This window comes from Pedobacter sp. 22163, from assembly GCF_052045595.1.
In the GTDB taxonomy this organism is placed as follows: Bacteria; Bacteroidota; Bacteroidia; order Sphingobacteriales; family Sphingobacteriaceae; genus Pedobacter.
Genome location: NZ_JBQEPM010000003.1, coordinates 242,542 through 261,831, shown reverse-complemented (window position 1 = coordinate 261,831; position 19,290 = coordinate 242,542). Strand labels below are relative to the sequence as shown.

19 protein-coding genes are annotated in these 19,290 nt (G+C 36.1%); 6 read left to right on the top strand and 13 right to left on the bottom strand.

Annotation, left to right across the window (positions count from 1 at the left end; translation table 11 throughout):
* Nucleotides 1-135 precede the first annotated feature (135 nt).
* Nucleotides 136-486: a hypothetical protein gene (locus ACTJKN_RS09500; RefSeq protein ID WP_440824405.1), complete on the top strand. Its 351-nt coding sequence runs from the start codon at nucleotides 136-138 to the stop codon at nucleotides 484-486.
* 5 nt (nucleotides 487-491) lie between these two features.
* Here ACTJKN_RS09500 and ACTJKN_RS09495 read toward each other — a convergent pair whose 3' ends face one another.
* Nucleotides 492-992 (bottom strand): very short patch repair endonuclease, encoded by a 501-nt coding sequence (locus ACTJKN_RS09495; RefSeq protein ID WP_440824403.1) that lies wholly within the window; start codon nucleotides 990-992, stop codon nucleotides 492-494.
* Nucleotides 993-1,449: 457 nt separating this feature from the next.
* On the opposite strand from ACTJKN_RS09495, the gene ACTJKN_RS09490 reads away from it, so the two are divergent.
* A complete protein-coding gene (locus ACTJKN_RS09490; protein WP_440824401.1) occupies nucleotides 1,450-2,082 on the top strand; it encodes a phosphatase PAP2 family protein in 633 nt (210 codons plus the stop codon).
* A 2-nt stretch (nucleotides 2,083-2,084) separates the two neighbouring features.
* Here ACTJKN_RS09490 and ACTJKN_RS09485 read toward each other — a convergent pair whose 3' ends face one another.
* Entirely contained in the window at nucleotides 2,085-2,687 is a 603-nt protein-coding gene (locus tag ACTJKN_RS09485; RefSeq protein ID WP_440824399.1) for a Crp/Fnr family transcriptional regulator, read from the bottom strand.
* Between the two features lie 220 nt (nucleotides 2,688-2,907).
* Between ACTJKN_RS09485 and ACTJKN_RS09480 the strand changes: the two genes are divergently transcribed.
* Nucleotides 2,908-3,573, top strand: a complete 666-nt coding sequence (locus tag ACTJKN_RS09480) for an HAD family hydrolase (RefSeq protein WP_440824398.1) — start codon at nucleotides 2,908-2,910, stop codon at nucleotides 3,571-3,573.
* A gap of 64 nt (nucleotides 3,574-3,637) precedes the next feature.
* Here ACTJKN_RS09480 and ACTJKN_RS09475 read toward each other — a convergent pair whose 3' ends face one another.
* Nucleotides 3,638-4,810, bottom strand: a complete 1,173-nt coding sequence (locus tag ACTJKN_RS09475; protein WP_440824396.1) for an aldose epimerase family protein — start codon at nucleotides 4,808-4,810, stop codon at nucleotides 3,638-3,640.
* A 406-nt stretch (nucleotides 4,811-5,216) separates the two neighbouring features.
* On the opposite strand from ACTJKN_RS09475, the gene mgrA reads away from it, so the two are divergent.
* The gene (mgrA, locus tag ACTJKN_RS09470) at nucleotides 5,217-6,206 is read left to right on the top strand and encodes an L-glyceraldehyde 3-phosphate reductase (protein WP_440824394.1); all 990 of its coding nucleotides are present in this window, start codon (nucleotides 5,217-5,219) and stop codon (nucleotides 6,204-6,206) included.
* Nucleotides 6,207-6,282: 76 nt separating this feature from the next.
* Here mgrA and ACTJKN_RS09465 read toward each other — a convergent pair whose 3' ends face one another.
* Nucleotides 6,283-7,428, bottom strand: a complete 1,146-nt coding sequence (locus ACTJKN_RS09465; protein WP_440824392.1) for an ATP-binding protein — start codon at nucleotides 7,426-7,428, stop codon at nucleotides 6,283-6,285.
* A gap of 99 nt (nucleotides 7,429-7,527) precedes the next feature.
* Nucleotides 7,528-8,703, bottom strand: coding sequence for a DUF3095 family protein (locus ACTJKN_RS09460; RefSeq protein WP_440824390.1), 1,176 nt, complete (start codon nucleotides 8,701-8,703; stop codon nucleotides 7,528-7,530).
* 156 nt (nucleotides 8,704-8,859) lie between these two features.
* On the opposite strand from ACTJKN_RS09460, the gene ACTJKN_RS09455 reads away from it, so the two are divergent.
* Nucleotides 8,860-11,361: a TonB-dependent receptor domain-containing protein gene (locus ACTJKN_RS09455; protein WP_440824388.1), complete on the top strand. Its 2,502-nt coding sequence runs from the start codon at nucleotides 8,860-8,862 to the stop codon at nucleotides 11,359-11,361.
* A gap of 199 nt (nucleotides 11,362-11,560) precedes the next feature.
* On the opposite strand, the gene ACTJKN_RS09450 is transcribed toward ACTJKN_RS09455, so the two are convergent.
* The 6 genes from ACTJKN_RS09450 to ACTJKN_RS09425 all read right to left on the bottom strand — a co-directional run bounded on the left by ACTJKN_RS09450 (nucleotide 11,561) and on the right by ACTJKN_RS09425 (nucleotide 16,857).
* Nucleotides 11,561-11,758 (bottom strand): hypothetical protein, encoded by a 198-nt coding sequence (locus ACTJKN_RS09450; RefSeq protein WP_440824386.1) that lies wholly within the window; start codon nucleotides 11,756-11,758, stop codon nucleotides 11,561-11,563.
* A 103-nt stretch (nucleotides 11,759-11,861) separates the two neighbouring features.
* Complete coding sequence (locus tag ACTJKN_RS09445) at nucleotides 11,862-12,182, bottom strand: DUF6686 family protein (RefSeq protein WP_440824384.1); 321 nt, start codon at nucleotides 12,180-12,182, stop codon at nucleotides 11,862-11,864.
* Nucleotides 12,183-12,313: 131 nt separating this feature from the next.
* Complete coding sequence (locus tag ACTJKN_RS09440; RefSeq protein WP_440824382.1) at nucleotides 12,314-12,610, bottom strand: Dabb family protein; 297 nt, start codon at nucleotides 12,608-12,610, stop codon at nucleotides 12,314-12,316.
* 48 nt (nucleotides 12,611-12,658) lie between these two features.
* Entirely contained in the window at nucleotides 12,659-15,355 is a 2,697-nt protein-coding gene (gene ligD, locus ACTJKN_RS09435; protein ID WP_440824380.1) for a DNA ligase D, read from the bottom strand.
* A gap of 10 nt (nucleotides 15,356-15,365) precedes the next feature.
* The gene (locus ACTJKN_RS09430) at nucleotides 15,366-15,539 is read right to left on the bottom strand and encodes a DUF3606 domain-containing protein (protein ID WP_215127755.1); all 174 of its coding nucleotides are present in this window, start codon (nucleotides 15,537-15,539) and stop codon (nucleotides 15,366-15,368) included.
* Nucleotides 15,540-15,648: 109 nt separating this feature from the next.
* Nucleotides 15,649-16,857: a glycosyltransferase family 87 protein gene (locus tag ACTJKN_RS09425; RefSeq protein ID WP_440824378.1), complete on the bottom strand. Its 1,209-nt coding sequence runs from the start codon at nucleotides 16,855-16,857 to the stop codon at nucleotides 15,649-15,651.
* Nucleotides 16,858-17,155: 298 nt separating this feature from the next.
* Between ACTJKN_RS09425 and ACTJKN_RS09420 the strand changes: the two genes are divergently transcribed.
* Nucleotides 17,156-17,380, top strand: coding sequence for a DUF3606 domain-containing protein (locus ACTJKN_RS09420; RefSeq protein WP_440824376.1), 225 nt, complete (start codon nucleotides 17,156-17,158; stop codon nucleotides 17,378-17,380).
* Between the two features lie 20 nt (nucleotides 17,381-17,400).
* Here ACTJKN_RS09420 and ACTJKN_RS09415 read toward each other — a convergent pair whose 3' ends face one another.
* Nucleotides 17,401-18,546 carry a serine hydrolase domain-containing protein gene (locus ACTJKN_RS09415; protein ID WP_440824374.1) on the bottom strand — a complete coding sequence of 382 codons (1,146 nt, stop codon included), beginning with the start codon at nucleotides 18,544-18,546 and terminating at the stop codon, nucleotides 17,401-17,403.
* Between the two features lie 66 nt (nucleotides 18,547-18,612).
* The gene (locus ACTJKN_RS09410; protein WP_440824372.1) at nucleotides 18,613-19,074 is read right to left on the bottom strand and encodes a VOC family protein; all 462 of its coding nucleotides are present in this window, start codon (nucleotides 19,072-19,074) and stop codon (nucleotides 18,613-18,615) included.
* Nucleotides 19,075-19,290: the final 216 nt, after the last annotated feature.

The following is a 19,290-nucleotide window of genomic DNA, read 5'->3' as shown; positions in this document are numbered from 1 at the left end:
AACATAAAATCTAATTCATGTAATATTTGTGCTTGTTTGGTTTTAGTTATTGATTTCCATCAAATTCAGCTTAACTTTGAAAGGCTAAACTAATGCTTTTTGCGTTATTAAATTTTCATTTAAATCATCCTATCTATGAAAAAATTACCCCTCCTGTTGTTGCTAATTGCCTCGACATTATATACAAAGAGTCAAACGCTGGTCTTAGCCAAAGATGCCGCTCAAAATATCGGTAAAAATGTAACTATTTGCGATTCGGTGTATAGTGCAAAGTCTTTAGACAAGTTAACTTTAATTAATTTAGGTGGTGCCTATCCAAAAGAGCTGATCACTATAGTCATCAATAAAGAAGATGAGCGTAAATTTTCTTCAGAACCTTCGAGCATGTTTATGGGAAATAAAATCTGTGTTACTGGAATTATATCTGATTATAAAGGCAAAAAACAGATTTTAGTTACCGATCCGAAGCAGATTACCGTAAAATAAACAGCCTAATCATCAAACTGCGGAATGATTGCCGCTTTAGCTGCCTCAATATAAAGTAAAACCTGATTAACACATGCTGTTAAACTTTCCTGTACCTCGTGTTCCCAAAACCGCATTACGGTATAACCCTGAGCATGTAGCAATTGGTTAATATGTTTATCACGTTGCATATTTCGTTCAATCTTCGGGATCCAAAAACCCGAATTTGTTTTTAAAGCTGATTTTTTTTCATCCCATTTGTAACCATGCCAAAAATCGCCGTCTACAAATATGGCAAGCCTGTACTTATTGATAACCAGATCGGGTTTGCCAGGAAAATTTTTAGGGTGGATTCTGAACCTAACATGTTTGCTCCAAAGCGCCTTGCGTAGTTTCAACTCTGCCAGGCTATTTTTCGCCTTAATTTTAGACATGTTCTTACTCCGCTGTGCTGTGGTGTAAAAACCAGCACTTTCTTCAAAGCGGGGCACTTTAATATCCTCATCTTTATATGGCTTAGGCTCCATACCAAAGAAAACCAATAATAGATATAAATTGTTTAAAAAATTGGCGACAGAAAGGGGTGATATTGATCAACCTAAGCACCTCCTTATTTAAAGGAGGAGAGCTTCGGCTGGAGCGTTAATACAAAACGTATAATTTGTGAGTAAATTGTCGAAAGGAGTGCTCCTTCAGTCGGCAGGAAATTAATCCTGCCGACCTCGTAAGCATAGATATCCTTATTATCTGATTCGAAGATTGAAAATCATTTCAACATATCATAGCGGATTATACAGATAGGCATATTTCCTTGATGAATCGTTTTATTTCCTTGATGAATATTTTTGGCCTTGTAGTTTTTCTTATACTTAAATTTAGACTTTCATAGATTTTGATTTCAAATCAATCCATTTCTAAAAAGCTGAAAATTTTGCATCTATTGACATAAAAACCATAGTTTTGGTTTTTGATCAATCTATACCTATGCTTTTAAAACGAAATACACTAATTTTTATACTTATTTTACTGATTGCTGCATTCACTTGTTTAAGTTTTTTCATTGCGCATCATCCTATACTTGATTTTGACATTAAAACTTCGTTGTTCATTCAGCAATATCATGCAGATTGGTTAGATAAATTGATGCTGGCCATCAGTTTTTTTGGAGAACTCCCTTATTCATTACTTTCGGTAGTGGTGGTAGCAAACATATTTTATCAACAAAAGTATAAACGCGAAGGCCTATTCATTTCGACAGTGCTATTGTCTGGATTAATTATCCTGGGTATAAAAAATGTGATTAACCGCCCACGCCCTACTGCATTTTATGTGCGACTGGTGGAAGTAAACCGGTTTCAGAGCTATCCCAGCGGGCATGTACTTTCTTATACCCTCTTTTTTGGCTTCTTAATTATTTTGATAAATACTTTAAAAGGGGTGCCGAAGTTAACTAGAAATATAGTAACTTATTTATCAGCATTTTTGATGATCACCATTGCCCCATCCAGAATTTACTTGGGTGCACATTGGTTTACCGATACAGTTGGTGGTTTTCTGTTAGGCTTAATCTGCCTTTTCCCGCTTTGCTATTTTTACTTCAAAAAGAAAGCAAATTAACCCTATTCTTTTTCCTTTTCTTTCTTCCTGATCCTGCTTAAAGTTTCTATTCTCATCCCCAGGTAGCTGGCCAAAAATTTTAGAGGAACCCTAGACTTGATAGTAGGATACCCGATTTTAAACTGCTTGTACCTTATTTCTGCTGAGGGGATTCGTGATAAAATAGATCGCTCTTGCGACATATGATAATGTATGGCCAATAATTTTCTGGCCAATATGTTGGTTTCAGGAAACTGTGCGTATATGTCGTCAATTAAACGATATGGCAGTATAAGTAATTCAGAATCTTCCAGTGCCTGATATTGTTCCTGATAAGTTGGGATAAGCGTTCCCGGATTTCGAATACTACCAATAAGATGATTTTCGTCTGTTAACCAGGCGGTAATATCTTTTCCTTCATCTATTACAAAAGCCCGCACTAAGCCTTTAACAATAAAAAATAAACAATCGCCATTAATATCACTAAGGTTAGGCAAAACCTCATTCTTACGCACAATGATTTTGAATGTTTCTGTTTTTATCCGCTCAATTATTTCTTTTCTTAATGGCTGCAGCTCATTTAAATACTTAATAAGAGGATCACTTTCATGATGGACAGCAGTCATAATATTTATCTGGGGGTTTTAAAACGATGCAAGCTATTGCTTGAATACCGGATTTCCAAATATGAAAACGCGTATAACAACCAAAAAATTACTGTTGTGGAAAATTTATTTTTCAGGCTATCTATTTTTGGCACCACTTTGAGGAATAAATTATTCGTTAAATTTTCGCTTTGATAGATATTTTAACTTAATCATAAAAAAATCTGATAATTTTGTCGCCATGACGAATAATAAACCCAAAGCTTTTCTTTTCGATCTTAACGGAACCATGATTAACGATATGGCTTTCCACAATCATGCCTGGCATAACATACTTACAAAAGATTTAGGAGCAAGTATTAGCTTCGATGCGGTTAAAAAACAGATGTATGGTAAAAACCAAGACCTGTTAGAGCGTGTTTTTGGTATTGGTCATTTCTCTCAGGAACAGATTGATCAGATTTCAATCGAAAAAGAGCATAGATATCAAGCTGCTTATAAAAAACATTTAACATTAATAGCAGGTTTAGGCGACTTCTTAGAAAAAGCAAAACGATCAGGCGTTCAAATGGCTATTGGATCGGCAGCTATTCCCTTCAATATTAATTTTGTACTCGATAATTTAAATATCCGTTCCTATTTTAAAGCCATCGTAAGTGCAGAAGATGTGGTAAATAGTAAACCCGATCCGGAAACTTTTACCAAAGGGGCTGAAATTTTAGGCATTGCTGCCGGCCATTGCATAGTTTTTGAAGATGCACCAAAAGGTGTTGAAGCAGCAGAGAATGCCGGGATGAGATGTATTGTGCTAACAACTATGCATACGAAAGAAGAATTTGCAGCTTATAACAACATTATTGCTTTTATAGAAGACTATACCGATCCGGTTTTACAAGAACTTTTCTAATAAAAACGACCTGCATTTCTACAGGCCGTTTTTATTTTGTCATTTTTGGGAGATCACCAGACGATTATTTGGTAAATTTATATACAGAGCTTGTTTTATATACCTGCCCAGGCTTTAAAACTGTTGATGGAAAAGCGGGTTGATTTGGTGAATCTGGAAAATGCTGTGTTTCCAATGCAATTGCCGTTCTAAAATCATCTTTAGCACCAGTTTTAAAGGTATTTTTACTTTGCATAAAGTTGCCGCTATAAAATTGTAAGCCTGGCTCCTGCGTATAAATATCCATCACTATACCCGACTTATCTCCTTTAACCGTAGCCGCGTGGAACATACCCATAGCTTTGGTTTTATTTAGCACGTAGTTGTGATCATAACCCTTCCCAAAGGTTAACTGTTCATTTTTATCGTTTATACGCGCACCAATAGTAGTTGCTTTGGTAAAATCGAACGGCGTTCCCTTAACCTTTTCAATTTTTCCTGTCGGGATCAAGGTAGAATCAACAGGCGTGTAATCATCTGCATAAATCTGCACCTCGTGGTTCAAAATCTCACCGCTTCCATCGCCATTTAAATTAAAGAATGCGTGGTTTGTTAAATTTACGATAGTGGTTTTATCGGTTTTAGCCTCGTAGTCCATTTTCAGTTCATTATCATCCGTTAAGGTATAAGTTACTTTAACATCTAAATTGCCTGGAAAATTTTCATCACCATCTTTTGATAGGTAATGAAGTACTAAGGTATTGGCACTTGGCTGAATTGCGTCCCAAACTACATATTGATAGCCTTTTTTTCCACCATGAAGGGTATTTTGTCCGTTATTGGTAAACAGCGAATAGGTTTTACCTTCAAGCGTAAATTTACCCTTTGCTATGCGGTTGCCATATCGGCCAATCGTTGCACCAAAGTAGGGCTCGGTTGATTTTTCATAATCATTAATACTTTTAAAACCCACTACCACATCAACTAACCTACCCTCTTTATTTGGTACCAATAAGCTAACCAGGCGACCACCATAATTGGTAAAAATAGCTTCGGCATTGTTCTTATTTTTTAAGGTGTACAACGCTGTTTGTTTACCATCAATTTCCTTTTTAAAAGAATCGGCAACAAGTTTTACGACGGCTGTCGAGTCGCTTTTTAAACTATCAGCTGATGAAGATTTTTTGGTTCCGGATTGACAAGATGCAAAGCCAATTACAGCTAGCATACCGAGTTTCGTTAATGATTGTAATTTCATAAAATGGGATATTTGGTTTAGATTTTCAATTAAGTTTTTAAATATAAGTATATGACTTAACTTTACAAATAAAACGATTTAGAATAATCTAAAATGCATATATTAAAGAATAATTTAATTAAACACGAGCAATGATACGATTTGTAGAATCGGTGACAACAAAATGTAGAACGATTAAAAATATTTGTTTATTTTCATCATCTTCCTGATCCGATAACCATCGGATTTATTCCAGGATCATTTTAAAAAGATGAGCTAAATACAAGGTGTAGAAACGGGTTGGTATAACGATTACTATTCAGCTAAATTGAACTTTCAGCATTTTCACCTATTTGAAGATATATTAACCTAATATCAACTAAAATCCAGTAAAACTGATTATTATTGTGGCAATCAAATCCCAAATATGAATCAAATCATTTCAACAGATCGTTACGACAAAATGCTATATCGCCGTTGCGGGAACAGTGGCATAAAACTGCCTGCAATATCGTTGGGTTTATGGCATAATTTCGGACATGTAAACGTTTTTGAAAACAGCAAAAACCTAATCTACACTGCTTTTAACAATGGAATTACCCACTTCGATTTAGCAAATAATTATGGCCCGCCTCCAGGCTCGGCTGAAGAAGTTTTCGGAAAAATTCTCCATGAAGATTTTAGGGGCTATCGTGATGAAATGATTATTTCCAGCAAAGCCGGATATACCATGTGGGATGGCCCTTATGGCGATTGGGGTTCGAAAAAATACCTGGTTTCTAGTTTAGACCAGAGCTTAAAACGTATGAAGCTGGATTACGTTGATATTTTTTACCACCACCGTCCAGATCCTGAAACTCCGATTGAAGAAACCATGGGCGCCTTAAGTCTCCTGGTTCAACAGGGAAAAGCTTTGTATGTAGGTATTTCGAATTATAAGGCAGAAGAAGCCGCAAAAGCCATCAAAATTTTAAAAGATAACGGTACGCCATGTTTAATCCACCAGCCTAAATATTCGATGTTTGAACGTTGGGTAGAAAATGGTTTACTTAATGTTTTGGAGCAAAATGGTGTGGGCTGTATTCCGTTTTCGCCATTGGCACAAGGTTTACTTACCGATAAATATTTACATGGCATTCCTTCCGATTCGAGAATTGCCACCAGTGGTATTTTCCTGAAAGAAAGCAATATTACGCCAGAGAAATTGGCAGTGATTGCCAAACTAAATGATGTTGCCAAATCGCGTGGACAAAAATTAGCACATATGGCTTTATCTTGGATACTGAAAGACGAGAGAATTACCACAGTATTGATAGGTGCCAGTAAACCAGAGCAGATAACGGATTCAATTAAAGCTCTTGATAATATAAAATTTAGTGATACTGAAGTAAAACTGATTGATGAAATTTTAAGTTAAAAAAAGCGATCGTCATCCTCAAAGCTATTGAGGATGACGATTCGAAAAAATGGTCCGGCATTGATCCAATCTGAAATTAACGGTTTACAGGGAGCGAAAAATGAAATGTAGAACCAGCGCCATAATTACTTTCTGCCCAAATTTTACCCTGATGTAAGTTTATAATCTCTGCACTGAGGTATAAACCGATCCCAAAACCTGAAATTGTTTTAGTTTGCTGGTTTTCTACGCGATAAAACCGATCAAAAAGCTTTTCCAGATCATGAGCCTCAATACCAATGCCATTATCTCTTACAGAAACATGTACTTCATTTTCCAAGGCTTCTGATTGAACAAAAACAGTACTGCCCTGATCTGAATATTTTACGGCATTGCTAATCAAATTTGAAATTACAGAGCCAATTTTATCTTTATCTGCATATATTAATTTAGGCTCTCCCTCTATAAAATTGATCTGATTATTGGGATGAATCAACCTTAGGTCTTCTACAATATCACAAATTAGCTTATCAAGATCAAAATGAGATAGGGTCAAATGTATTTCTCCTGATTCTAGACGTGATACATTTAAAAAAGAAGTGATCATAGAACTCATTTTCCGGATCTGTTTTTGAACTTTATCTAAAGTATTTACGACAAAAAGGTCTGCTAAACTCCTACTCTGCATCAATTGAACATAAGCACTAATAGAGGTTAAAGGCGTTTTTAACTCGTGGCTTACCATACTGATGAAATCATTCTTTTGCCGCTCTTCCTTTATACTGATTAGCATCTGTTCCTGGTCTAGTGCCTCCCGTTGCAGTTCAGTTTCTTTAATGGCCTTTTTCGCATTAACCATATCAGTAACATCACTTGCGGTATGAAGAATACAATAAGGCATCCCGGCTTCATTCTTAATGGCGCGATATTCGTAAGCATAATAAGCTGTTTGTAACCTCCCGTCCCTTAGGGTTTCGGCCGGAATGGCATTTCCTTTATCTGTAATGCCCGTTAGCAATACATTTTTCAGCATATTGATAAAAGGCTGGCCCTTCAACTCTGGCACAGCATCTTCTAAAGGTTTACCAATAATAGATCGGTCTTTTCCCCAAAAAGCAATCATGGCATCATTAGCCATTTCGATTACAATATGCTCGGATGTGTATATTGCTGTTGCATCTTTTGATAAGGAAAGAACCTCTAAAAGTTGATTATTACTTAAAACCCTTGAATAATTTTCCATTTATAATTAAAAATTAAAACCCGACTATGCTGATATTTATGATAAATCAAATTATACTAATAATCATACAAGTGGCCTTTACAAAAGTTTGGTTATTATTTACCTTTTACATCTGGCATTTAATTTATCGCGTATTTTCTGTTTAAGTATTCCCGCGGCCTGAGTATATCCCCCATCTGCTCCATCAACAAAATGAATATGATCATCCTCCAGATCTCTAACATAGCAAGACATGATCGATTCGCCGCTAACGTAAAGGGCATATAAAATTTCATTATTTTTTTCGAGCTGATTAAGCGCTTTCTGCAACATTAACCGCTGCTGTGCAGTTCCGGTAATTACCGTATTTATTCTACCATCTATCACCAGCGTATCAGACATTTCTACAAGCTGTTTCAGGTATTTTTTACCACGCTCTGTTCGGAAATAGATATAGCCATAAATGTTGATGAGCCATGATCTGATCAGTTCAAAAAGTTTAATTTTTCCAATTCGGTGTTTCATCTCTTTTCCTAAACTGTTAAAGCTTGTTTTGAAAATCAACTTAGAAACTGAAATCGGCTGACGCTTTTCGGGTGTTCCATAAATTTGATCGAGGTGATGGATCACTTTGCTGAATGCTATTGCCTGTTGTTCTATTTCTGAAGCTATAACGATTAATGTAACCACCTCATCACTGTTTTCGGGTGGTTCTATCTTATCCCAACGGCATTGCATGCCACTTAAATCGATTTCATCACTTGCAGTATCATGGCCGGCTAACAGATAATTCTCTCCCTTGATAATTTGTTCGGCGTAAGCCAGACCATCACCCAAAACAATGGGGATAGAAAATGTTTCAGCGCTACTAAATCTGCAAATATTAAGCGTATGGCCTTTTTTATAAATTTCTTCAACTGGCATAACCCCAGTCCTTAAATCAAGGTTAAAATTCTGTAAAGTATTGTCCTTGTATTTCAATAACGACTTCATCACATCATCTACAATACTTGGTGGAACAATAAAAGTGGCTCCATCGCCACCAAAGAAGAATGGTACCGAAATATTTGCTTTAAATGCAATATTGAGCACGGCAACAATACTTCCCGTAGCAATGAGGTTAACATTTTCGTGTAAACCTGAATTCACAGCCGCTGTTGAACGCTTGATATCCGTGATGATTACACACCAGCTCGCAATCACTTTTTCAAATAATTTATTTTGAATCAATAATTGATGTAATGGCAATTTATGAATGAGCAGATTGGAATAGAAATGATCTTCGCTATTTGGCATAATTCGAATTAATACAACCTAATATACGCATAAGAAAAGCTTAAGTATTTCTAACAGGTGACTAAAAATTAATCTTATTTAGAACAAATAAAAATAATTTGCTAATCCGCTTCAAAAATGGTTCCTTTGCGCCACTAAGAATTAATCTAAATAAAGATGAATAAAAAATTTACTTTTCTTTTAAATTTTATAGCCTTTTTTCTGTTTTTAGCAGGGAATACAATGGCACAAAGCAAAAACGGATCTGTTTCAGGTTCAATTAAAACTAGCGATGGCAATCCTGCAGGCTATGTAAGTGTTGGTTTAAAAAATGCTGGTAAAACTACACAAACTGATGAGAAAGGTAATTTCACCATTAAAAATGTAACTCCCGGCACTTATACGATCAAAACAACTGCTATTGGTGTTTCTGCCCAGGAAAAATCTGTTACTATATTAGCCGGTGAAACTGTAACTGCTGATTTTACCATAGCAGAATCTTCATCGCAATTGGATGAAGTAGCCATTAACGGTTACAAAACGCCAAATAGAAAGCCAGCTAACTTAGGTAAAATTGCCATTGCCCCTATGGATCTTCCACAGGCTGTACAAATAATTGGAAATCAGGTAATTACTGACCAACAAGCTAATCGCTTAAGCGATGTACTGAAAAATGTAAACGGCGTAGCTTTTGCTGAAAATCGTGGTTCGGTAAGTGGCGAAACCTTTTTTGCCCGTGGTTATAATTTAGGTGCCAACAATGTTTTCAAAAATGGATCACGTGCTACCGGTGGTGGTATGCCCGAAACTAGTACTTTAGAATCGGTTGAGATTTTAAAAGGAAGTGCTGCATTACTTTATGGCGGTGTAAGCGGTGGAGCTGTAGTAAATCTGGTTACGAAGAAGCCTAAATTTGAAAATGGTGGCGAAGTATCAATGCGTACAGGCAGTTATGGTATGTACAAACCAACAGCCGACATTTATGGTCCGGTTACAAAGAACCTTGCTTTCCGTTTAATTGGAACCTACGAAGATGCTGCAAGTTTTAGAAACGGTGTAACTTCTAATAGAATTTATGTAAATCCATCTGTGCTTTATAAAATTGGCGAGAAAACAGATATCTTATTACAAGGAGATTATTTGAAAAGCAACATGACACCAGATTTTGGTGTGGGTACCGTTGAAAACCAGATAGCTGACATCGGACGTAAAGCTTTTGTAAATGCACCCTGGGCTTACAATAAAACCAATACCGCAACCTCTCAATTAAGTGTAAACCATAAATTTAACGATAACTGGAAATTGAATGTATTGGCTAATCTACAGTCTTATAACCGTAACTATTTCAGTGCAGAACGTCCGTTTGCAGATACCAAAATAGCAACTCCACTTCCTTATGGTTTAGCTTTACGTAATGTAACCCGCTCTAAAACAAGAGAATTTACATATAATGAACAGATTAACTTAAATGGTTATTTTAAAACCGGAAGCATAAGCCACACCTTATTGGTTGGTGCTGATGCGGACCAATCGCGTACCACAAGTGGTGGATTTACTTATGGCAATAATAACGCGACCACTTTTAATTACGGCACTGTAAATCTGCTTGATCCATCAACTTATTTTGGATCGGGTATTGAACCGAATGTGAACGTAGTTTCTGAAGTTTTTGCACCATTATACCGCATGGGTACTTTTATTCAGGATTTAGTTTCTATTACTGATAAATTTAAAGTACTCGCTGGAATTCGCTATACTTTCCAGAAAACACCTCGAACAGTTACTACAAACCTAGCCACAGGTGTACAAACCTTAAGTGTTAACAGCTTAGATAAATCAAAGGTAGAAAGTGCATTCACACCGAAATTTGGATTGATCTACCAACCGGTAAAAACAACATCGGTTTATGCTAGTTATTCAAGCAATTTTGTTCAGAATACCGGAACCGATATAAATTTAGCGCCATTAGACCCATCAACTTTACAACAATATGAAGCCGGCGTTAAAAACGATTTATTTAAAGGCAGATTATCGGTTAACTTGACCTGGTACAGAATTGCGAACGATAAATTTGCCCAACAAGCGCTTATCAATGCTCAAGGAGCACCAAATGGTGATGCGAATATTAAAGAGCTTAATGGGAAATCGTTAAGTGATGGTTTAGAACTTGATATTACAGGTACAATTGTAAAGGGCCTAAACTTTATTGCGGGTTATAGCTACAACTTTATCCGTTATACAGAAACCCGTGACAGAACAGTTTTGAAAGTCGCGGCACCAACTCAAGCCAATCCTAATGCAACTAGAGATGTTATCGTAGGTGGTATTATAGAAGGACAACGATTGGTCGGTTCTACAAAAAACACAGCCAATGGTACCTTATTTTATACCTTCCAGGAAGGAAGTATTAAAGGCTTAAAGCTTGGTGCCTCTGCTTACTATACAGGAGCACGTAATGGTGGTTATAACGACACTAAAGTCCAAACTTATAGTAGATTAATTCCGTTAAGCGCATTCACCACATTTGACCTATCTGCTGGCTATAATTGGAAAAAAATTTCGTTATTGGCTAAGATTTCAAACATCACTAATGAGCTAAACTATTTCGTTCACGAAAACTACAGCGTAAACCCTATTGCTCCACGCCAGTTTGTAACGACATTATCTTATAAATTCTAATTACAAGAATAGGTTAAACAAAAAGCTCCAGATCAGCAGATCTGGAGCTTTTTGTTTTTACAAAGTAGGCAATGTTTTATATCGTCCATCGTTGATGATTTTACGCCAGAACAAAGTAACTGATGAGCAATACCAAGCCAATGGTTACAAGATATATCCTCGTAAACAACACAACCAATTGGTTAAGGCAAGAAAGAAACTAGAGAATAATTAAGATGGTGCCCGATTTAAATAATTTAAAGTAATAGTGAAATTCACCATGGCGGTTTACTTTTTCGATTTCACACACTTTGCCTGATTTACCATATTCATCATATAATAAATCTCCAATTTTAATGTTATCTAACTGATTTACGTTAAGCGATCCTCTTTTAATTAATGTAGCTGTTTTTTCCATAAGGTTGCAGTTTGAAGTATTTACGTAACCAAAAACGCTTTAGTTTTGTAGTATCATAAATTACTTATTAATAAGTACCAAACATACAAAATCGTAGTGTTAATTAGCAATACACTATTTCATAAACCCGTTTCATGTACAACGCCTCATCTATTTTGGTAAAAAATTCGTGCCATTCTTCTCTTGTAAAAACTAAACTGATATCAGGAAATGGGGTTGATAAAATAACAACCTGCCTCCCATCGGGACTATTCTCCAAATAATCGTCGAAATCAAGTTTTTTGGTAGCCACATAAAAAGCATCAAACTGATCAAAAGAAAAGTTCATTAAAACGCCCGAGCGCCATATATTTAAAACTTTGCAATTATTACATTGGGCGATGGTGATGTTTTTGTTTTGAGCAAGTACGGTTGTTTTACACATGGTTTCTACAGTTCAAATTAATTGATAGATTTGACAAATATCTTATTATTTAGAATAATTCCAAATAATAAATTAGATTTATAAAAATAACCGATAAAAAAATACCCCCGATTTTGTCGGAGGTATTTCTTTTATTCTGCGTCGTAAATTACAACCTTTTCGAAGTAGACCCTGAATTCATCCAGGAAAGCTTTATGCAATGGATGAACCTGATAAACATCGTGTGCAGCTAAGTCTTCAAATAACAGCAAAAGGCTAAATGTATATGTGGTATCTACAACTGCACGCTCAATTGGTGCTGGTACGCCAATGTGAAAAGTTTTAACAATTTCAATATTTTCTAATGTTTGTAAGCCTTTGCGGAAAGCAACTTTCTGCTCATCGGTGGTATCGGCTTTTAGCCAGAATAAAACGTGGTGTGCTATCATTTTTTAATTTTTTCCAAATATAATGAAAGCAGGAAAAGATCGCGAGCTTTATCCAAAAACACTTTTTGCTTTCTCGATAGCCTTAACTAAATCTATTCCTTTACCCAAAACACCTTTAAACAGATCGCCTTCAACTTTCAAACGATCGATAGCATTAAAAATATTAAAATCTTTCATTTTTAACCCAGGTTTAACTTCATCCCAATGCAATGGCATTGATACCGTTGCACCAATTTTTGGCCTTAAGGAATAAGGTCCGGCTATGGTTGCCCCCGGTCTATTCTGTAGGAAATCGAGGTACATTTTTCCCTTTCGGGCTGCTATCATACGCTCGAGCGAAGTATATTCGGGTATTTGATCATGCACGAGGTTAACCACTATTTTAGCAAACATCTGACTTTGATCATAATTATATTTGGCATTTAAAGGAATGTAAATATGCATGCCGGTTGAACCTGATGTTTTACAAAAACTGGGAACATTAATGGCATCTAATACTTTTTTTGTTTCCAGCGCGGCTTCAACCACCTGATCAAAAGTATGTTTATCGGGATCTAAATCAATCACACAGTAATCAGGATTATCAGGGCTTTGCACCCGGCTAAACCAAGGATTCATTTCTATACAGCCTAAACTCGCCATCCAGAGTAATGAAGCTTCATCTGTTCCAACCAGGTATTCTTTTTTTTCGCCTTCACTAGTTTCATAAGGAAAAGTTTCGGCCCAATCTGGTGCTTTGCCTTTAACATCTTTCTGGTAAAAACTACTGCCATGAATTCCGCCGGGAAAGCGGTTAAGCGACTGTGGGCGGTCTTTCAGGTAAGGTAAAATGTAATCAGCAACCTGATAATAGTAGTTAAACATATCTCTTTTGCTAACTTTATCTTCGGGCCAATAAATTTTACTCAGATTGGTAAATTTAAGCTCGTGACCTTTAATTTTCCTTACCTGCGTTTCATCTTTCGGGTTCAACAAAGTTTTAGGCATTTTACCTTTTGGCGCTTTTATTGCCTGTGCATGTGGGTTTTCTTCACTAGTGTCGTCAACAATTTTTTCTGTTGGTACTTCTACTTCTCTTACTACCTCTTTGGCTTTTTTATCTTCACGCATGCCCTGAAAAGACGGGTGACGAAAAACACCATCATCAGTTACTTCTGTAAAAGCGACTTCACATACCAGTTCTGGCTTTAACCACGTTGCTTTCGCTTTTGGTGGGTTTGGTCTGAATCGCGAGGGCTTATTTACATCAGGTATACTTTCGAAAGGACTTTTGTCGATAATAATTGGCTTAAACTGCTCCATCATTGTTTTCTGCAATTTATCCGAAAACCCTGTTCCAACCTTACCAACATATTGCAATTTTCCCTTTTCATAAACCCCCAATAGTAAAGAGCTAAAAGATTTAGAAGTATCGGCATTTTTGGTAAAGCCCGCAATAATCACTTCTTGCCGTTTCTGCACTTTAATTTTCAGCCACTCTTTTGATCTTCGGTCTATTGCATAAGTACTATCTATTTTTTTTGCGATGATGCCTTCTAAGCCCATTTTTTTCGCTGCATCGAAAAAATCGACACCACTGGCTTTAAAAACCTTACCAAGGCGCACGCGGTCGTCATCAGTTGGCAGGACTTCATTTAATATTGCTTGGCGTTGATAAAGCGGCAGATCCATAAGGTTTTTACCCTCATACCAGAGGATATCGAATACATAAAAAACAAGTTCTCCGTCTGCTTCACTTCTCCAATTCTGCAGTGAGCCAAAATTAGATACACCTTTATTATTTAGCACCAAAATCTCACCATCAAATACCGCATTCATTTTCCAGGTCAAAAGCAGATCGTAAATGGGGTAAAATTTTTCGTTAAAGGATTTATTATTTCTGGAAAACAAATCAACCTTTCCTTTATTAATAAAAGCCAGGGCACGGTAACCATCCCATTTCACCTCATATTGCCAATCTGGATCGTCGAAAGGCTCATCAACCAGGGTAGCCAGCATAGGTTTCACTCCTTTTAGGATAGCTGTTTTAGGTGCTTTCTTTAATATACTTTTTACATCTGCCTCTAAGTCATCACCCACGGGCGTGGTTTCTTTCTTTGCTTTTTGCTTGGGGCTTTTTTTTTCAGTCTTTAAATCCTGCTCTTTTCCTTCTTTCCAGACCTTATCGGATGTTTTTTCCATCTTTTCGATTGTTTTTCCGGAGAGCACAGATTTATCTTCCTTGGTAATGTCTTTTATAGAAGCATATTCGTCTTTATGTTTGATTAACAGCCAACCGTTTTCGCCCATGCCATGTGTTTTTACAAGGGCAAACTCGCCCTGAAGCTTTTCTCCATTTAATTTGATTTTTAAAGAACCATCTTTTAACTGACCTAACAGATGTTTTTCTTGTGCTTTTTTGCCTTTAATCGGTTCTATCGGCTCATAAGTTCCTTCATCCCATACAATAACGGTTCCGCCACCATACTCCCCCTGTGGGATAATACCTTCAAAATCTTTGTAATCGTATGGATGATCTTCTACCATCATAGCCAAACGTTTCGTCTTAGGATCGGTTGATGGCCCCTTGGGTACAGCCCAGCTTTTTAGAACGCCTTCCATTTCGAGCCTGAAATCGTAGTGCAAACGGGAAGCATCATGTTTTTGGATTACAAAGTGTAATTTATTCCGATCGCTGCTTTTACCCGACTTTGGTTCGGTAGTTTTTGAGAAATCGCGCTTGGCAACATACTTTTTCAGACTCATAATAAATATTTTACTTTTTCAAATAATCTTCAACTGCGCGTGCTGAGGTACCAACTGTTTGCACTACGGCTTTCAGTTTATCTTTGCTTACTCCGAATTTGTTAGACCAATAATCTAGTTCATAACCTTCGTTAATGTTGATTCTAGCCCGATCAGCACTACCGTTTTTTTGTTTATCATCCATAACTATTTTTTGATTAGACAGTTAATAAAACAGCCGAATATTAAAAAAGGTTTTAACAGCCATTTTCACAAACGGATATTAAAACCTTAAAAAAAATAAAACTTAAAGGTTAATCTACTAGTGCTGTTACTATCTCTGATTCTGTTTCTTTCTCATGGACGAGTTTGTTATTTATAGCGATATGGATAACCCTCAACCATACCAAAAAATAAGGAAAACTAATGATGGATAATGATAATTGATGTGCTTTTGCAAAAGTTGGAAAAAGTAGCAAAGGGAAATTGCAGGTGATGAAAAGTAAAATTGGCAACAATGTATTTTTTAGCACTTTATTATTTTCGTTTACATACCAAATGCCAACACCAGTTATAGAAATGATAAACGTACAATCTTCTGCTGCAGTACTAAACAGCACAGGAAACAACAATACGGAAGATAGAATCATGAGCTGGAATTTACTTTTCGAAAAATAAGTAACGTACAGAAAAGGCAACATAAACAACAGGGTGCCAAGTGTAAGAAAAAGAAAATTTGATACTTTAGGAATATCAAATAGTTGCCTAAAAAAACCCATAATCGAAATATCTCCTCCACCTGAGACATTAATCATATTTTTCCCGATCAGTGAGTTTTTCCAATCGATATAACTCTGCACAACAAAATCAGGAGAGGCAAACAACATTGGCAATAAGAATATCACGATACACCACATGATTAACCATAATACAAAAACTGGTTTTTTCTTGGTAAAAAAGAAGAATACTAGCCCTACAATGCCATAAAGCTTAATAAATGTACCCAGTACAATACAAAGCGCAGACCATATCCCTCTACCTTTATTTATTTGCGTATAACTCAATATCATTAAGGCCGCGGCACCGGCATTAAACTGCTGGTTAAGCATCGATTCGATTAAACAGGGAATGGCAATATAACCGATAATCACCTTTTTATCTTCGCTCAGCGGTAAGGTTTGAACCGCTTTAAAGAGCATGAAACAGTTAAATAAGTTCCAAAATAATAAGCCAATCCAATTATGCATTAAGGCAAATGGAGCAATTAACAGACTAAAAATAGGACCATAATGATTGGCATCTTCATGATAAGCCGGGTACCATGCATAAAGAGATTTTTGCTGAAGAAGATTCCTGAAGGTATTCTCAAAAATAAGGTAGTTATTATACCTGTGTGTTGCCCAAGAATCGATCACAAAAATGAGTGTAATCAATACCCAAATAAATAATACAAAACGATTGTTCTGATAATATTTTGGACGATGGGATAAACTTGTAGCGTTGGTTAGAAAAGGATTTAGCATTTGTAAAAATTACATTACAATACAATAATAAAAATGCTAATTGAAAATTCCTAATGTTTTGTAAAGAAAATGTTACTATTTTCTGAGATAAAATATCCTTCAAAAAAAATAGGCCTAAATCGATTTTTAAGACCAGTTTTACGATCGGTTTAGGGCAATTAAGAGCTTTCGCCTCATAATCATTAACAAAAAGGTTTTCTCACAATTATATTTGATCATCTATTGACAAAACTCCAAAACCAAATCAGAATTAGCGGTGTTTATATCACATATTGACTAACCAAAAATCAGTAAAAAGATGGAATATCAAATTAATTCGATGAATGCCCGAAAAGAGTTTATTGAGATTGCTGACGAGCAAGACCGCAATTACTGGGCAGCCAGATTAGGTGTTACAGGTGAAAAACTAAAATCGGTAGTTAAAGCCCTCCAGAGCATGGAATTTTCTATTGTGAAAGAATATTTAACAATGGAAAAAATTAAATCTGGAAATGCTTATAAACGCTTTCTTAATCCTTCATAGGTTTAAAGGTTAATTTGGGCTTACTTAATAAATGCCTGATACAAACTGTTGATAGCTGCCCTGCTAAAATCAGGGAAGCCATCAGTATAAGTAGCGTTTATACCATTCGTAATGATTACGAAGCCAAATTTTTCTTTCGGATTAAAAAACATGGTGCTGAACAAACCATAAGCCGAGCCGGTATGCCCTTTAAGTTTTACTCCTGGGATAAGCTGGTCTGCAGTCCTGATGGCTAAGCCATATCCTTCATCATCGGTCAAGGCAGTCTGCATCTTTTTCGCACTCTTTTTATTAATTATCTTAACACCGTTTGATGTGCCATAATTCATGTGCATAATCATATATTTAGCCAAATCAGTAGCTGAAATTTTCATGCCACCTGTTGGCGAAAAAACAGGTGTACTATAACCCATTATGTAATTTGCAATTTCTGTTCTTCGTGGTGCATACGCTGTTGGTGACGGTGTGAAAGTTTTCGTATCGGCGTGATATTCGTATAAATTAACAAAACGAGTGCTATCTAAAGAGTCGACGCAATAGCCTGCATAGAGCCCTAAAGGTTTCAACACATGGTTTTTTACATAATTATCGAAACGCTCACCCGATTTTTTCTCGATGATAGTACCGATCAGGTTAAAATTAAGATTGCAATAGTCGAATTTGCTTCCTGGGACGTAATCGTTATAACATTTGGCCCAGTTTGGATTTTTATCCGGATTGATCACATCCAGATTAAGATATCCCTGAGAATCGTTTAAACTGGATGTATGCGACAAAGCCATTTTTAGGGTAATTCTCTGATCAGGAAATTTTGGATTCCTGATTTTAAAACCCACCAGATCGCCAAAATCATCATCTAAGGAAATTTTACCGGCCTCTACAAGTTGCATAACGGATGTTGCCGAAAAAGACTTCGAAATAGATGCAATTCTGAAAATATCCTGATCGGTTAAAGGCTTTTTATTTTCTAAATCTTTTAGTCCAAAAGATTGGGTATAAATAATCTTACCTTCTTTTACCACAGCCACAGCAGCACCAACCGCATTATATTTCTCCATTACAGCTTTAAATTCTGCTTCAGTGTTAGCATTTTGAGCTTTTAATTGCTCAACTACACCAATTATTAAAAAGGTAACACAAAAATACTTCAGTAATTTTAGTTTCATAAGCTTAGCGGATAAAACCTAAATATAAGTGATGGTACAGAACAAAATCTACACGTAGTGAAAAATTTACTTGGCATCATTTACTTCTAACCAATGTCCATCCGGATCTTTGAAATAAACTTGTTTTACACCATCTACACGCAAGGTAATTCCACCTTTCTTTCCTGGCCAGTCTTCGAAACTTATATTTTTAGCATTCAGCTTCTTTACAAATTCATCAACTGATGGAACACTGAAACACAAATGCCCGTTTTTATCAAAAACCTCATTTCCTTTTGCGCCCTGGATTAAATGCAACTGTCCGGCTGGCCCTAAAGTAAACCATGTATGGCGGTTATCTTTAAAAGGTTCGGGAATGATTTTAAGGTTAAATACACTTTCGTAAAAAGTTGTTGCTATGCTTAGATCAGCTACATAAACAGCGATATGATTTAAAACAGCAGGTACATTTTCAGGTTTATTTTGCGCCATTGCTTTTTGAAAAATGATAGAAAATAAAATAGTGGTAAACAGGAAGATTTTTTTCATGTTTAAATATCAAACTTATAAAGGAATAATTTTAATAAATTTTTTAATACATTCTTCGACTCCGTTTTGGATAGCAAAACTCAGCGGGCATTTATCGAGCAGACTTATTAACCACAGATAAAAAGGATAAATACAGATAAATAAATACAAATAATATGACTCAGTAGACATTTTTTGTTTGGAAATGCTTCGACTCCGCTCGGCATGACAAAGCGC

Coding starts and splice junctions, on each gene's coding strand:
- ACTJKN_RS09500 (WP_440824405.1), top strand. CDS start 136: ATGAAAAAATTACCCCTCCTGTTGTTGCTAATTGCCTCGACATTATAT.
- ACTJKN_RS09495 (WP_440824403.1), bottom strand. CDS start 992: ATGGAGCCTAAGCCATATAAAGATGAGGATATTAAAGTGCCCCGCTTT.
- ACTJKN_RS09490 (WP_440824401.1), top strand. CDS start 1,450: ATGCTTTTAAAACGAAATACACTAATTTTTATACTTATTTTACTGATT.
- ACTJKN_RS09485 (WP_440824399.1), bottom strand. CDS start 2,687: ATGACTGCTGTCCATCATGAAAGTGATCCTCTTATTAAGTATTTAAAT.
- ACTJKN_RS09480 (WP_440824398.1), top strand. CDS start 2,908: ATGACGAATAATAAACCCAAAGCTTTTCTTTTCGATCTTAACGGAACC.
- ACTJKN_RS09475 (WP_440824396.1), bottom strand. CDS start 4,810: ATGAAATTACAATCATTAACGAAACTCGGTATGCTAGCTGTAATTGGC.
- mgrA (WP_440824394.1), top strand. CDS start 5,217: ATGAATCAAATCATTTCAACAGATCGTTACGACAAAATGCTATATCGC.
- ACTJKN_RS09465 (WP_440824392.1), bottom strand. CDS start 7,428: ATGGAAAATTATTCAAGGGTTTTAAGTAATAATCAACTTTTAGAGGTT.
- ACTJKN_RS09460 (WP_440824390.1), bottom strand. CDS start 8,703: ATGCCAAATAGCGAAGATCATTTCTATTCCAATCTGCTCATTCATAAA.
- ACTJKN_RS09455 (WP_440824388.1), top strand. CDS start 8,860: ATGAATAAAAAATTTACTTTTCTTTTAAATTTTATAGCCTTTTTTCTG.
- ACTJKN_RS09450 (WP_440824386.1), bottom strand. CDS start 11,758: ATGGAAAAAACAGCTACATTAATTAAAAGAGGATCGCTTAACGTAAAT.
- ACTJKN_RS09445 (WP_440824384.1), bottom strand. CDS start 12,182: ATGTGTAAAACAACCGTACTTGCTCAAAACAAAAACATCACCATCGCC.
- ACTJKN_RS09440 (WP_440824382.1), bottom strand. CDS start 12,610: ATGATAGCACACCACGTTTTATTCTGGCTAAAAGCCGATACCACCGAT.
- ligD (WP_440824380.1), bottom strand. CDS start 15,355: ATGAGTCTGAAAAAGTATGTTGCCAAGCGCGATTTCTCAAAAACTACC.
- ACTJKN_RS09430 (WP_215127755.1), bottom strand. CDS start 15,539: ATGGATGATAAACAAAAAAACGGTAGTGCTGATCGGGCTAGAATCAAC.
- ACTJKN_RS09425 (WP_440824378.1), bottom strand. CDS start 16,857: ATGCTAAATCCTTTTCTAACCAACGCTACAAGTTTATCCCATCGTCCA.
- ACTJKN_RS09420 (WP_440824376.1), top strand. CDS start 17,156: ATGGAATATCAAATTAATTCGATGAATGCCCGAAAAGAGTTTATTGAG.
- ACTJKN_RS09415 (WP_440824374.1), bottom strand. CDS start 18,546: ATGAAACTAAAATTACTGAAGTATTTTTGTGTTACCTTTTTAATAATT.
- ACTJKN_RS09410 (WP_440824372.1), bottom strand. CDS start 19,074: ATGAAAAAAATCTTCCTGTTTACCACTATTTTATTTTCTATCATTTTT.